The organism is Mucilaginibacter sp. P4_C11 (assembly GCF_056402115.1).
The window spans coordinates 95105-110055 of sequence record NZ_JBFUIA010000011.1; the positions used below are offsets into that span (position 1 = coordinate 95105).

Genomic DNA, 14951 nt, shown 5'->3' on the forward strand with positions numbered 1-14951 from the left:
TATCTGCTGCAATCCCTAACGCGGGTAGGCGAGGTGTTACATGTTGCCAGTTGCCATGTTCGTGGTACGGGTAAAACGTTTGTTTTAAAAATGGCGACACCCGAGCCTTGAACCTCGCAACCCGATCCCCTATATCCTCACCTCTATATTATTACTCTTCAATACCGCCTTTAAATCCGGAATCAATATCTCGCCGTAGTGAAATACCGAGGCTGCTAAAGCTGCATCAATATTTGTTTTTTCAAATACATCAACAAAATGTTGTACCGAGCCTGCTCCGCCCGAGGCTATTACTGGGATGTGTACCGCATCGTTAACAATTTTTAATAACTTGTTATCAAACCCGGCTTTTGTACCATCATGATCCATTGATGTAAGCAAAATTTCGCCGGCACCACGACTTTCGGCCTCCATTATCCATTCCAATGTTTCCCGTTCAGTAGGCAATCTGCCGCCATTCAGGTGTACAACGTTTTTGTCGCCAATGCTGCGGGTATCTACTGCAATTACCACAAACTGAACGCCAAATGCTTTGGCCAACTCATCAATTAAAGCCGGGTTACGTACCGCTGCCGAGTTGATCGAGATCTTATCTGCACCGGCGTTTAAAAGCGCATCAGCATCGGCAATTTCGTTAATACCGCCGCCGATGGTGAATGGGATATTTATTTGCCTGGCCACAGCCTTCACCAGCTCTACCATCGTTTTACGGCGCTCAACTGTTGCGGTAATGTCCAGGAATACCAGTTCGTCGGCGCCCTGCCTCGAGTAGTTCCAGGCCAGCTCAACCGGGTCGCCCGCGTCGCGCAGGTCAACAAAGTTTACACCTTTTACGGTGCGACCGTCTTTAACGTCTAAACAGGGGATAATTCGCTTGGCGAGCCCCCCCCGCCCCCTGAAGGAGGAGCCTTTGATTTGCGTGGTTATTTGTTCCAATACTTTATTAAGATTATTGAAAATTTGATCATTTGTAAAGCGTATTACCCTTAGGCCGTCAAGTTCTAAATTACGCTGCCGTTCAATATCGTTGTGAGCTACATCCGGAAGCAAATGAATGCTGCCATCCAATTCTATTACTAACTTATGTTTGTGGCAATAAAAATCAGCAATGTAGATGCCTAAAGGATGTTGACTTCTGAATTTAAATCCTAATTGATTGTTTTTTAAATAACCCCATAGCAACTCTTCAGCATCAGTCATCCGATAACGAAGTTCTTCTGCATTCCTAAAGATAGTAGCACCAGCGCCCAAGAACATCTTTTTCTTCATTTTAAACAACTATGGTTCCCCCTTCAGGGGGTTAGGGGGCTTCGCTTCTATATCGATATGAGGGCCTCTAAATTCCAGTTTTTCACATCTTCGATAGTAACCCGGTTTTCATAGATCGCTTTACCTACAACAACTGATTCTACCTTTAAACGACTCAGTTTCTCTACGTCATCCATCGAGCTTACACCACCGGATGCTATCAGTTTAATGAAAGGCGAATGGTCAAGCAGCTTTTCGTAAAGCTCAATACCCGCGCCGCCCAGTTTGCCATCTTTGTTGATATCGGTACATAAAAAACGGAAAAAGCCTAAAGCAAGGCATTTATCAACGTAGTCCATTAATTTAATTGGCGAGCTTTCCATCCAGCCGGAGTATTTGATTACTTCGTCCAACACGTCTATTGCAATAACCACCTGGTCGGAGCACTTGTCGCGGCCGCAAATCTCTTTACCTAATTGGGGTAAAAATTCGGGGTTGGTTAATGCCTGTGTGCCCACAATAACACGGTGAACGCCCGAATCAATCAACTCTTTTACTTTATCAATGCTGCGGATACCGCCGCCGTATTGCACCTTCATATCGGTTTTGCGGATTACATCAAACAGGTATTGCTGGTTGCTGAAATCGTTTTTGGCCCCGTTAAGGTCAATAATATGGATGAAATTGGTGCCATTGCTTTGATAGCGCTCAATCATTTCTTCAAGCGTTACATCATATTCTGTTACCTGTTGGTAATCACCCTCACGTAGCCTAACTACTTTTTTATTCAGAATATCGATAGCGGGAATTATGTACATGTCTTTTATATTTTTGAAAAGTTTGTTAAAAGTGTTTCGCCGTACACACCCGATTTTTCGGGGTGAAATTGTACGCCATAAAAATTATCCCGCCAAATTGATGCCGAAAATTCGTTGTTATAATTGGCCGATAGTAACGTGTACGCTTTATCGTACTCAATAAAGTATGAATGTACAAAGTAAAAATGTGATCCTGACGGTATATTTTTAAATAATGGGTTTTCCTTTTCGGGATAAACCTGGTTCCAACCGGTATGGGGCACCTTGTATAAATTGCTATCCTTAAACCGTAAAGTTTTAATAGGGAACAGGCCAAGCAGGGTCGAATCGCCTTCTTCGGAGTAGGAGGTGAGTAACTGCATCCCCACACAAATTCCCAAAGTGGGCTTTTTTAGGGCCTTAATAGCTGACACTAAACCTGTCGATTCCAGTTTTTTCATTGCCGCACCGGCATGCCCAACACCAGGGATGATATACCTGTCATACAGTTCAAGATCATCCACAGTATTCACCATACCATAAGCAATCCCCAATCTGTCGAGTGCTGCAGTAAGTGAGAAAATATTTCCGGCGCCGTATCGGATGATGCCGAGCCCCCCCCTCCCCCTGAAGGGGGAGCTGTCCGGCGGGTTAGTATTTACCGAATCCATATTTTGTTCTATCTCATCCATGTTTGTCAACTCTTGTTCCCCCTTCAGGGGGTTAGGGGGCTTCGCCTAAAGTAGCCCTTTAGTGCTTGGTAAAACCATCTTATTTACATCACGTTTAACAGCCATTTTTATTGCTTTCGCAAAGGCTTTAAATATAGCTTCTATTTTATGATGTTCGTTCTGCCCTTCGGCTTTTATGTTCAAATTGCATTTTGCAGCGTCGCTGAATGATTTGAAGAAATGGTAAAACATTTCGGTTGGCACATCCCCAACTTTTTCGCGTTTAAATTCGGCGTCCCAAACTATCCAGTTGCGGCCGCCAAAGTCAATAGCTGCCTGTGCCAGGCAATCATCCATAGGCAGGCAAAAGCCATAGCGTTCAATACCCATTTTGTTGCCCAAAGCTGTGGCAAAAATCTCGCCTAAAGCGATGCCGGTATCTTCAACAGTGTGGTGTTCGTCAATATGAAGATCGCCTTTGGCAACCACTTCCAGGTCGATGCTGCCGTGACGGGCAATCTGATCAAGCATGTGGTCAAAAAAATGCAGCCCGGTTGATACTTTGGATTCGCCGGTGCCATCCAGGTTTATTTTGATGTAGATATCTGTTTCTTTGGTACTGCGACGGTGTTCAATAACACGTTCTCCCAGTTTTAAAAATTCATACACCTTTTGCCAATCGGTAGTTTCTAATGCGATAGTGTCGCCAATATGATCCTCTTCGGTAAATTCGCCACCGCCTAAGTTAGTTTGGTTATTTAACCAGATTGCTTTAGCGCCCAGGTTTTTAGCAAGCAGTACATCGTTCTTCCGGTCACCGATGGTTAAAGAATTTTTAAGGTCGTATTTTTCCGTGTTGAAGTATTGCGTAAGCAAGGCAGTTCCCGGTTTACGGGTAGGGGCTTTGTCGGCTGCAAAGGTGCGGTCGATGATTTGGTTGGCAAATTTTACGCCCTCGGCTTCAAACGTTTTGAGGATAAAATTATGCACCGGCCAAAAGGTATCTTCGGGGTAAACAGCGGTACCTAAACCATCCTGGTTGGTAACCATTACAAGCTCAAAATCAAGTTCTTTGGCTATTTTGGGTAAATAAGTTAACGCACCGGGGTAAAAGGTTAGTTTTTCGAACGAATCTATCTGCTCGTCCGGCGTTTCGTTAATCATGGTGCCATCACGATCAACAAAGAGTATTTTTTGCAGCTTGCTCATCAATATAATTATTGATTTTTGAATTTTTGAATTAGTGATTATGTTTTTCTACTGCTTATCAAAGCTTTTTAAGGTCTCTAATAAAATCGAATTCTCTTCGGGAGTGCCCACAGTGATGCGTAAGCTGCCCTCGCACAATTCAATTTTTGAGCGGTTGCGTACAATGATGCCTTTACCCACTAAAAATTTATAAATGCCGTTGGCATCAGTTGTTTTTACCAAAATAAAGTTGGCATCTGATGGGTAAATATCTACCACAAAATCAAAGTCCTTCAAAGCAAGTACCAGCCTGTCGCGTTGTAAAAGGGTCTCTTTTATCCAGCCATTTACCTGGTCAACGTTTGCCAGGGCTTCTAAAGCTAACTGCTGCGATGATTCGTTAACATTGTAAGGTGGTTTAACTTTATTCATCACCTCGATAATCTCTTCACTGGCAAAGGCCATCCCTACGCGCAAGCCGGCAAGTCCCCAGGCTTTGGATAAGGTTTGCATCACCACCAAATTGGCATACTCGGTAAGTTCCTGTATAAAGGTTTTTTGCCTGCTGAAATTGATGTAGGCTTCATCAACCACTACGATTCCATTAAAGTTTGCCAGTAATGTTTCAACATCCGCGCGGTTAATGGAATTGCCTGTCGGGTTATTTGGCGAACAGATAAATATCAGCTTGGTATGTTCATCAATCGCTTCGGCAATGCCTTCCAAATTCAGCTGGTAATCTTCGGTTAGTAAAACCTTGCGGGCCTCCACATCATTGATGTTGGCCGATACCTCGTACATGCCGTACGTAGGCGGTACCAGGATCACGTTATCAACGCCGGGGTTACAAAAGCTGCGGAACAGGATATCGATAGCTTCATCGCTGCCGTTGCCTATAAATATGTTGCGGGCTGGTACGCCCTTGATCTCGCTTAAACGCATTTTTATGGCGTATTGCATAGGATCGGGGTAGCGGTTAAATTGCTTTGCTAACGGCGAACCGTAGGCATTTTCATTAGCATCTAAAAAAACACTGGCCTCGCCCTGATACTCATCACGTGCCGATGAATAGGGGACAAGCTTTTTGATGTTTTCTCTGAGTAGGCCCCCCAGCCCCCTAAAGGGGGAGTTTCCATCGGGGCCGCTATAGTATTGTTGTTTTATTTCTTCACTCATTTTAATAAATCTTAATTTGCGTACCTAAAGGCTTTAGGACGTAATCCCCCTTCAGGGGGTTTGGGGGCTTTTTCTAATACTCACCGCATTTCTATGCGCATGCAAGCCTTCCATCTCGGCCAAAATTTCAACCGTGTGGCCAATGTTTTGGATACCCTCACGGGTGATATGCTGGAAAGTAATTTTTTTTACAAAAGAATCTACCGATACGCCAGAGTAAGCCCTTGCATAACTGCTGGTTGGCAAAGTATGGTTGGTGCCCGATGCATAATCGCCGGCGCTCTCTGGCGTTAAATTTCCCAGGAAAACGGAGCCCGCATTAATGATACTTCCGGTTATCTGCTCCCAGCTGTGGGTTGCCAAAATTAAGTGTTCAGGCGCATATTGGTTACTGAAATCCATGGCTTCGGCCAGGCTGGATGTCACTACGATGTAGGAGTTATCCAACGCTAAACCGGCAATTTCGGCCCTTGGTAATACGGGTAATTGCTTTTCTATTTCTGCCAATGTAGCCTCTGCAATTGCAGCCGATGTGCAAACCAACACCGATTGACTGTCGATACCGTGTTCGGCTTGTGCCAATAAATCGGCAGCTATATAAGCTGGTATGGCGGTATCATCTGCAATAACCAATACTTCTGACGGGCCGGCCGGCATATCAATAGCCGTAGTGGTTGTTGACTGGATAAGTGTTTTAGCCTTGGTTACAAACTGGTTGCCTGGGCCAAATATTTTATCAACCTTGACGATGCTTTCTGTACCGTAAGCCATTGCTGCTATGGCCTGTGAACCACCCGCCAAAAAAATTTTATCGATACCTAACAATAGCGCCACATATGCTATAAATGCATTTACCTTGCCGCTTTTTTGCGGAGGCGAGCAAACAACAATTTCATGGCAGCCTGCAATGCGCGCCGGGATGCCCAGCATTAAAAATGTGCTTGGCAACACAGCCGATCCGCCGGGGATATATAAACCAACTTTTTCAATCGGCCTTAACTCGCGCCAGCAGGTAACGCCGGGCATGGTTTCTACCTTGTCCTCGGTTTTTAGCTGTGTTTGGTGAAATTTATAGATGTTGCTGTAAGCGGTTTCCAGGGCATTTTTTTGCTCTGGCGTAATAGCTTCAGCCAGTTCTTCCAACTCGGCCTTATCCAAAAAAAGCTTAGTTAGCGTTACCTTATCAAACTTTTGGGCATAGTCAATCAAAGCGCTGTCGCCATGCTGTTGCACGTTGGCAATCACTTCCTCCACAACGGCACGGATCTCATTCGCTGGGTCAACATTACGCTGAACCAGTTTCTGGATATCTTTTGCAGTAAGTTCTGAATACTTAAATAGTTTCATATGGCCCCCCAACCCCCTAAAGGGGGAGTTTTTTTGAAAGTTATAGTTTTGTTTACATAGCCCCGTCTTGTTCCCCCTTTAGGGGGTTAGGGGGCTTAGCCTACAATATTATCTTCTCAATCGGCATTACTACAATGCCTTGCGCGCCGGCTTGTTTTAGCTGGCTTATCCTGTCCCAAAAATCACGTTCGGGTATTACGGTGTGTACAGCTACCCAATCAGCTTCGGCCAATGGCACTACCGACGGGCTTTTAACCCCCGGCAATAAAGCGATCACTGTATCAAGGTTATCTTTATGAACGTTAAGTACCACGTACTTAGTCTCTTTGGCGCGTAAAACCGATTGGATGCGTTGAATCAATTCCTGAACAAGCTCATTGCTTTCAGTAGCTTTACTGCTAATCAGGATAGCCTCTGACGACATTACATCGGCAAATGCTTTTAACCCGTTGCTTTTTAATGTACCTCCGGTTGATACCAGGTCGCAAATAGCATCAGACAGGCCCAGGCCGGGAGAGATTTCAACCGAACCAGAAATGGTACGGATATCAGAAGTAATACCTTTTTCCTTTAAAAACTTGCCCAATATAACAGGGTAGGTGGTAGCGATAGCTTTGCCGTTCAAATCTTCAAGCGTGGCGATATCATTATTGTTTGGCACCGCTATTTTAAGCGAGCATTTACCAAAACCAAGGCGCTGCAGGTAGCTTACTTCAACTTCGGTTTCCTCTATTACGTTTTCGCCTACAATACCCAAATCGGCAATGCCATCCTGAACATATTCGGGGATATCATCATCGCGCAGAAAAAGGATCTCTAAAGGGAAGTTTGAAACTGGCGAGATTAGTGAACTTTTGTAGTTTTCGAAGTTTAAGCCGCAATTTTTTAATAATTCGACAGATTTTTCGTTGAGACGACCAGATTTCTGGATCGCTATTTTAAGTGTTTTCAAAAGAATTGAATTTATGAACTATAATAAAAAAGAATACAAACGGAGGTTGTTATTTCGCGTAGAAACATACATTTAGCTGATCACCACATGGTGGTGATGCAGATGAAGATGATGTAATGCGATACCGTTCATTTTTTTATAGTATACGGGTAAGTCTGGCGCAAATATAGACAGATGTTTTTTAAATCAAAATTAAAAGTGAATTTGTGTCTGAATCAGAATTTACAGAATTTGAGTATTAACAGAATGTTGTCTCAACCGGGATTGTTGAACGAATTAACCGAGCTTTAAGATTCTGTCCATTCTTTAATTCTGCAAATTCTGATTCAGACTACGACTTTCATCATATTCATAAATGCCGCCCTCTTCCCCAAAATCCTTAATCAGCCTAAGCTGTTTTGCCTTTTGGATATCCTTTAAATTGATCAGCTCCGGGTTTTCCAGGCTTTTAAACCAGATAAGGTAATAATGCTTAAAGGTGTAAAACTTAGCGATATCCTTTTTAAAGAACCTGTGGGGTACCAGGTAGGATGACATGCCCGAGAAAAAGTAAACCGCCTCATGCGCATCGGTATAAATGGTAAGCTTTGGGTCGAACTTGCTTTTATCCATTGTTTTAAGATAATCAGCAAATGGCGAATCTATCCAGCTTTCGTCGGTGTAGCCGGGGTTGCCATACTCGTCCCTTACCTGGTCGTTGTATCGGTTTCTGTCGATAAAAAATTCTTTGGTTACAAAGCCCAGCATCAGGACGATCATGATAGCGCCAACTATTTTGCGGGTATCATCATTGACTATTTTTTTAAGCAGCAGCAGCCCCCAACTGGTATAGCCCCAAAGCGCGGGGATGTATATAGGTGCCAGCAGGCGATGGTTAATGCGTTCGTACCGCGAAAAGGTAGACGACACCACTATAAATAAGCCATACACCAAGGCAAAGGTTATGGCCAGGTTTTCAAAACTATCCAGGTGCCTGCGATAGTAGTTATAAGCAAGCGCGGCTATAAAGCCGCCAAATATCAAGATAGCAAGGGGGATAGATAGCCAATATTGATTGGGTGTAAGCCCCATCCAATCACAAACCACGTTGCCAAAGTAATACAGATTTTTACCAAACGAGGTAATTGAAGGCTCCCGCGGCCCGGTAGTAGTGCCCGACATAAACGCGTTAAAAACCAAATTGCTTACCAATAGCGAAATGCAAACAAAGCCGTATATAATAATATGTATGATCTTCTTTTTAAGCGGCAAAACCCTGTCAAGCAGTAAAAGTAACCCGCCGGTACCTACAATTGTAACTGCGGCATAACGGGTAACGCAGCTTATTGCTGCAATTAAAGCAGCTATAATTAAAGCTTTAACCGTATGCTTCAGCAAATACTGCCTGAAAGCCACCAGGAAAAACAAGGTTTCTACTATAAACAAAGTCTCTGACCATAAATAGGAGTATACCTGCAATAATGCCGGGCTTAATATAATGGCCACCAGCATTAACCATTTATAAACCCGGTTTGCGGGCACAAAACGCTGCATGATCCACCCGGCGGTATAAATAAGCGTGGCAAACATCAAACCGTTCAATACCGCTCCAAAAACAACCGGATCTATGCGGGTAACAAACATAATGCCCCCTAAAAACATGGGGTAAAATACCGGGAAATCAACAATAGGTATATGGTTAAATGTTTGCAGCGTGCCATTAGTGTTCAGGCTCCGGGCAGCGCTGGTATACATAATTGAGTCTGGCGATATACCGATGCCACTATAGCTGCAAAATATTTGTATTGCAACAAAGCCAAGTACCGCGGCAATAAAAGTGTCGTAGTTTTTTAAATAGCGGCTTAGCTGCATAAATTTTTTTTTACTGTTAAATTTAGTTGTAAAAGTTGTAAGCGGGTAAAATGTTTTAAAAAATGATTTTTTGCGAGTCTATTATATCATTGCGAGGCACGAAGCAATCGCGAACAATGCATTTCTGTTTTGCACGTGTGCAATTGCTTCGTGCCTCGCAATGACATAATGATAGTATGATGTATCCTTACGCTATCAAATCCAACACGCTGCTAATCGGCTGATCGCTATCAATTAAAATTCCTTTAACACCGGCCTGGGTGCCTGCTTCAACATCGCGCTCGCGGTCACCAATAAAATAGGATAGGGCAGGGTCAATGTTGTATTTAGCAATGCCTTGCAGCAATAATCCAGGCTTTGGCTTGCGGCAGTCACAGTCGCCGGTGAAATTAGGGTGGTGCGGGCAGTAAAAAAAGTCGGTTATTACCACACCATGCTCTGCATAAACAGTTTTTAAGTGATGATGCATTTTAGCTAGTTCCTCTTCGGTATACCAGCCTTTGGCAAGGCCGCCCTGGTTTGTGGCTACCAATAGCATATAACCCCTGTCCTGCAAAGTTTTAAGGGCATCAAAATTATCCAGAACATGAAAATCCTCAATACGACGAACATAGTCGCCCATTTCCTGGTTCAATACTCCATCGCGATCTAAAAAAACGGCTTTAACTTTTGCAGACATCTATTTTTAATTTTTTGGCGAAGATAGCGAATTTGAAATAGTCCGAAAGTCGGAAAGTCCGGAAGTCCGAAAGTTGAGAAAATATGTATTGTCAAGATATAAATTTTCATTGATTGCTGAATATCCCCTTTTTACTTTAGCTACCCAAATTTAACTCCGTTAAACTTTCTGGCTTCCCGACTTTCGGACTTTTCAGACTTCCGGACTTCTTCTCAAAAATGTCTACTCTTCACATAGATTTAACCAACAAAATTTTATTCTGTTATTAGTATATTTACCGATTGTATAAATGAATAGCGGCAAATTGGTACAACTTTATACCGATTCTAAATAAGAAAACAACATATTTCATTTGCTTAATCATAATAATTCATTATTTATGTTGTCATTTTGTTAAATAAATATGATATAGATAATCGATTTTTTAGAAATCTTTAAAAATTCCGATAAATTTTATAATTTATTTGCAAATTGGTAACTTCGTTGTTACACCCCTTTATAAACGGTTTACTCTAAAAGATGAATCAAACTGATAGCAACCAGGGCCTTTACAGGCCAGAATTTGAACACGATTCGTGCGGAACTGGATTTATAACCAACATAAATGGTCATAAAAGTAACCAGATTATTGATGATGCGCTTACGATGCTCGAGAACATGGAACACCGCGGTGCCTGCGGATGTGATCCTGAAACCGGCGATGGTGCCGGTATATTGATACAACTGCCCCATGAGTTTTTAATGGAGGAATGCTCAAACCTCGAGATCAGCCTGCCCGAACCGGGCGAGTATGGTGTCGGGATGATCTTTTTCCCTAAAGATTCGGCGCAAAAAAAGGCTTGCCGTATTGTTATTACCAACGCAATTGAAAAGCTGGGCCTTGTAAAATTAGGCTATCGTAAATTAACCGTTGACTCAATGGCGGTTGGCGAAACAGCCCGCCAGGCCGAGCCCGATGTAGAGCAGATATTTATTGCCCGCCCGCACCACATTACCAATGCCGATGACTTTGAGCGTAAGCTTTTTATATTGCGCAGGTACATTAATAAAACTATTACAGATACCATCCCGGGTGCATCTGAATATTTTTATTTCACCTCGTTATCATGCAAAACAATTGTTTACAAAGGCCAGGTAACTACTTACCAGCTGCGTAAATATTATGCTGATTTAACTGATCCGCGTATTGCATCTGGCTTCGCTATGATCCACTCGCGTTTCTCAACCAATACTTTTCCATCGTGGAAACTGGCCCAACCATTCCGCCTGATAGCCCATAATGGCGAGATCAACACCTTAACAGGTAATTTAAACTGGTTTTACGCCGGGTTAAAATCATACGCTTCGTCGTACTTCACGGCCGAAGAAATGGAAATGATTATGCCGGTGATAGATAACAATCAGTCAGACTCTGCCTGTTTGGATAATATCATCGAAATTCTGCTGCACTCAGGCCGCTCATTACCACACGTAATGATGATGCTGGTACCAGAGGCATGGGACGGTAACGTACACATGGATCCTATTAAAAAGGCATTTTACGAGTATCACGCTACCTTGATGGAGCCATGGGATGGCCCGGCCGCTATCACCTTTACCGATGGTAAACTGGTAGGTGCTTTATTGGATAGGAATGGCCTTCGCCCGTTGCGTTATGTAATTACCAACGATGGTCGTGTTATAGCAGCATCTGAGGCAGGTACCCTGGCTATTGACGAAAGCACCGTAGTACGTAAAGGTCGTTTACAACCCGGTAAAATGCTGCTGATTGATACCGAAAAAGGCAGGATCATTACCGATGATGAAATAAAAAAACAAATATCTTCAAGGCAGCCTTATGGCCGTTGGCTGGAAAATTATAAAATAAACCTGAGCGAACTTACTGAGCCACGTTTGGCATTCGCCCAGCTTTCAGAAGCTTCTGTATTCCGTTACCAGCAGGTATTTGGTTACAGCCGCGAGGATATTGATACCATTATTAAGCCAATGGCTGTTGATGGTAAAGAGCCCGTAGGCTCGATGGGTACTGATGTGCCTTTAGCTATTTTATCTGATAAACCACAACATTTATCAAGCTACTTTAAGCAATTTTTTGCCCAGGTAACCAATCCGCCTATCGACCCGATCCGCGAGCGCCTGGTGATGAGTTTGGCAACCTTTATCGGCAACAACGGTAACTTGCTGGATGAAGACAAAATGCATTGCCATTGTGTAGTTTTAAAACACCCGATATTAAAAAACCACCAGTTAGAAAAACTGCGTAGTATTGATACCGGCCTTTTCCATGCCAAAACACTGCAAACTTACTTTGTGGCCGATGGTATGCCTGGCTCGTTAGAAAAAGGTATTGCAAGGCTTTGCCGCTACGCAGAAGATGCTGTAGACGACGGTTTTGAAGTGCTGATTCTATCGGATCGTGCTGTAGATTCTGAGCATGCGCCTATCCCAACGTTGCTGGCCGTATCTGCCGTACATCACCACCTGATAAAAAAAGGTCTGCGCGGCGCTGTAGGCTTGGTGATTGAAACCGGGGATGCATGGGAAGTACACCATTTTGCCTGCTTGCTGGCATTTGGCGCTACGGCTATTAACCCTTACCTGGCTTTGGCGACTATTGAAACCGTTAAAAATAATGGTAGTTTAGAAACCGGGCTGGATATTAAAACATTGCAAAAAAACTACGTAAAATCTGTAAATGATGGGTTGCTGAAGATCTTCTCTAAAATGGGGATCTCGACCTTACAATCATACCATGGCTCGCAGGTTTTTGAAATATTAGGTTTAAATAAAACTGTTGTAGATAAATATTTCTGCGGAGCCGTTACCCGCATTGGCGGTTTGGGCCTCGATGAAATAGCCCGCGAAGCACTATGCAAACACCGCATGGGCTTTAATGCGAAGGGCGCTGATAATTTACTGCCAGAGGGTGGTATTTACCAATGGAAACGCAGGGGCGAAGCACATTTATTTAATCCAACCACGGTACACTTGTTACAACATGCTACCCGTAGCAATGATTATAACGTATACAAAAACTACGCTAAAGTAATTAACGAGCAAACCGAAAAGCACTTTACCATTCGTGGATTGCTTGACTTTGCCCATCACCGTGAAGCTATCAGCATTGATGAGGTTGAACCGGCCGAAAATATCATGAAGCGCTTTGCAACAGGCGCCATGTCATTCGGCTCTATATCTCACGAAGCGCATAGCACCATGGCTATTGCCATGAACCGCATAGGTGGTAAAAGCAATACCGGCGAAGGTGGTGAGGATGAGATGCGTTACGAAAGAATGGCCAACGGCGATTCGATGCGTTCGGCTATCAAGCAAGTAGCGTCTGCCCGTTTCGGTGTAACGTCAAATTACCTGACCAATGCCGATGAATTGCAGATAAAAATGGCGCAGGGAGCCAAGCCGGGCGAAGGCGGGCAACTTCCGGGTCATAAAGTTGATGACTGGATTGCTAAAACCCGTCACTCTACACCCGGTGTAGGTTTAATCTCGCCGCCGCCTCACCACGATATTTACTCTATCGAGGATTTGGCACAATTAATATTCGATTTGAAAAATGCCAACCGTGCTGCACGTATCAATGTAAAATTGGTATCAAAAGCAGGTGTGGGTACAATAGCCGCAGGTGTGGCCAAAGCACATGCTGATGTTATCCTGATTGCCGGCTATGATGGTGGTACCGGTGCATCGCCAATAAGCTCGGTAAAACACGCAGGCTTGCCATGGGAGCTTGGTTTAACCGAAGCTCACCAAACATTGGTACGCAATAAATTACGCAGCCGTGTGGTATTACAAACAGACGGGCAGCTAAAAACCGGTCGTGATTTGGCCATTGCAGCTTTGATGGGTGCCGAAGAATGGGGTGTTGCAACAGCCGCGCTTGTAGCAGGTGGTTGTATCATGATGCGTAAGTGTCACTTAAATACCTGCCCTGTAGGTGTTGCCACGCAAGATCCTGAATTAAGGAAACTGTTTAGCGGTAAAGCAGATCACGTAGTGAACCTGTTTAAATTTATGGCCGAAGAACTGCGTGAGATTATGGCCGAGTTAGGTTTTCGTACCATTAACGAAATGGTTGGCCGTGTTCAGTTCCTGAAAGTGAAAGACCACCTGGAAAGCTGGAAGGCCAAAAAGATTGACCTGAGCGGTATATTACACCCGGTTACCAATACCAAAGGCATGACGCTTTACAACAGCGAAAAGCAGGATCATGGTATGGATGAGATATTGGATTGGCAGTTATTAGAGGCAGCTAAACCTGCCCTTGAAGATAAAACGCCGGTGTTTGCATCATTTGATGTCATTAACGTTAATCGTACTATTGGCACCTTACTGTCAAACGAGATCTCGAAGATCTATGGTTCTGCGGGATTACCCGATAATACCATTAACTACAAATTCAAAGGCTCGGCCGGGCAAAGTTTCGGTGCTTTTGCAACCAAGGGTATCTCTTTTGAGTTGGAAGGCGAAGCTAATGACTACGTAGGTAAAGGTTTATCAGGTGCACAACTGGCCATTTATCCATCGGCGAAAGCTACTTTCACGCCGGAAGATAATATCATCATTGGTAACGTTGCCTTATATGGTGCAACATCAGGTGAGGTATTTATTGGCGGTATGGCCGGCGAACGTTTCGCGGTACGTAACTCTGGTGCTACCACTGTTGTTGAGGGTATTGGCGACCATGGTTGCGAGTATATGACCGGTGGCCGTGCACTGATATTGGGTAAAACAGGACGTAACTTTGCGGCTGGTATGAGCGGCGGTTTAGCCTGGATTTATAACCCGGATAACAGCTTTGCCGAGAACTGTAATACCGAGATGGTAGACCTTGATCCGCTGTCGTTACAGGATGAAGAGCAGATACTTACCTTACTGCGTAAGCACGTAAGCCTTACAGGCAGCAAGCTTGCACAGCAGATCCTGGCTAACTGGGCCGAAGCATCAACACAGTTTGTGAAGGTGTATCCAAAAGAGTATAAAAAAGTAGTAGAGAAGTTACAATATCAAACAATAGGCTAAATTTC

The 14951-nt window shown here is 43.8% G+C and carries 10 protein-coding genes and 1 pseudogene; 1 reads left to right on the top strand and 10 read right to left on the bottom strand.

Going from position 1 to position 14951, the window contains the following annotated elements:
• Nucleotides 1–129: 129 nt before the first annotated feature.
• The 10 genes and pseudogenes from hisF to AC1DU2_RS12290 form a co-directional block, all read right to left on the bottom strand.
• Nucleotides 130–915, bottom strand: a complete 786-nt coding sequence (gene hisF, locus AC1DU2_RS12245; protein ID WP_477384791.1) for an imidazole glycerol phosphate synthase subunit HisF — start codon at nt 913–915, stop codon at nt 130–132.
• A gap of 9 nt (nt 916–924) precedes the next feature.
• Nucleotides 925–1269: pseudogene (locus tag AC1DU2_RS12250) on the bottom strand (endonuclease domain-containing protein); the annotation flags it as partial.
• Between the two features lie 47 nt (nt 1270–1316).
• Nucleotides 1317–2066 (bottom strand): 1-(5-phosphoribosyl)-5-[(5-phosphoribosylamino)methylideneamino]imidazole-4-carboxamide isomerase, encoded by a 750-nt coding sequence (locus AC1DU2_RS12255; protein WP_147059700.1) that lies wholly within the window; start codon nt 2064–2066, stop codon nt 1317–1319.
• A 5-nt stretch (nt 2067–2071) separates the two neighbouring features.
• Nucleotides 2072–2716, bottom strand: a complete 645-nt coding sequence (gene hisH, locus AC1DU2_RS12260; protein WP_477384792.1) for an imidazole glycerol phosphate synthase subunit HisH — start codon at nt 2714–2716, stop codon at nt 2072–2074.
• Nucleotides 2717–2782: 66 nt separating this feature from the next.
• On the bottom strand, nt 2783–3925 hold the full coding sequence (gene hisB / locus AC1DU2_RS12265; protein WP_477384703.1) for a bifunctional histidinol-phosphatase/imidazoleglycerol-phosphate dehydratase HisB: 1143 nt from the start codon (nt 3923–3925) through the stop codon (nt 2783–2785).
• Between the two features lie 48 nt (nt 3926–3973).
• Nucleotides 3974–5080 (bottom strand): histidinol-phosphate transaminase, encoded by a 1107-nt coding sequence (gene hisC, locus AC1DU2_RS12270; RefSeq protein ID WP_477362891.1) that lies wholly within the window; start codon nt 5078–5080, stop codon nt 3974–3976.
• A gap of 51 nt (nt 5081–5131) precedes the next feature.
• On the bottom strand, nt 5132–6427 hold the full coding sequence (gene hisD / locus AC1DU2_RS12275; protein ID WP_477384705.1) for a histidinol dehydrogenase: 1296 nt from the start codon (nt 6425–6427) through the stop codon (nt 5132–5134).
• 100 nt (nt 6428–6527) lie between these two features.
• The gene (hisG, locus tag AC1DU2_RS12280) at nt 6528–7379 is read right to left on the bottom strand and encodes an ATP phosphoribosyltransferase (RefSeq protein ID WP_477384707.1); all 852 of its coding nucleotides are present in this window, start codon (nt 7377–7379) and stop codon (nt 6528–6530) included.
• A 306-nt stretch (nt 7380–7685) separates the two neighbouring features.
• Nucleotides 7686–9230 (bottom strand): hypothetical protein, encoded by a 1545-nt coding sequence (locus tag AC1DU2_RS12285; protein WP_477384709.1) that lies wholly within the window; start codon nt 9228–9230, stop codon nt 7686–7688.
• Nucleotides 9231–9417: 187 nt separating this feature from the next.
• A complete protein-coding gene (locus AC1DU2_RS12290) occupies nt 9418–9909 on the bottom strand; it encodes a D-glycero-alpha-D-manno-heptose-1,7-bisphosphate 7-phosphatase (protein ID WP_477361812.1) in 492 nt (163 codons plus the stop codon).
• Between the two features lie 519 nt (nt 9910–10428).
• On the opposite strand from AC1DU2_RS12290, the gene gltB reads away from it, so the two are divergent.
• Nucleotides 10429–14946: a glutamate synthase large subunit gene (gene gltB, locus AC1DU2_RS12295; RefSeq protein WP_477361810.1), complete on the top strand. Its 4518-nt coding sequence runs from the start codon at nt 10429–10431 to the stop codon at nt 14944–14946.
• Nucleotides 14947–14951 lie beyond the last annotated feature (5 nt).

Excerpts from the sequence above, each read along its gene's own strand:
- AC1DU2_RS12255 (WP_147059700.1), bottom strand. The coding sequence starts at position 2,066 with ATGTACATAATTCCCGCTATCGATATTCTGAATAAAAAAGTAGTTAGG.
- hisD (WP_477384705.1), bottom strand. The coding sequence starts at position 6,427 with ATGAAACTATTTAAGTATTCAGAACTTACTGCAAAAGATATCCAGAAA.
- gltB (WP_477361810.1), top strand. The coding sequence starts at position 10,429 with ATGAATCAAACTGATAGCAACCAGGGCCTTTACAGGCCAGAATTTGAA.
- hisC (WP_477362891.1), bottom strand. The coding sequence starts at position 5,080 with ATGAGTGAAGAAATAAAACAACAATACTATAGCGGCCCCGATGGAAAC.
- hisB (WP_477384703.1), bottom strand. The coding sequence starts at position 3,925 with ATGAGCAAGCTGCAAAAAATACTCTTTGTTGATCGTGATGGCACCATG.
- AC1DU2_RS12285 (WP_477384709.1), bottom strand. The coding sequence starts at position 9,230 with ATGCAGCTAAGCCGCTATTTAAAAAACTACGACACTTTTATTGCCGCG.
- AC1DU2_RS12290 (WP_477361812.1), bottom strand. The coding sequence starts at position 9,909 with ATGTCTGCAAAAGTTAAAGCCGTTTTTTTAGATCGCGATGGAGTATTG.
- hisH (WP_477384792.1), bottom strand. The coding sequence starts at position 2,716 with ATGGATTCGGTAAATACTAACCCGCCGGACAGCTCCCCCTTCAGGGGG.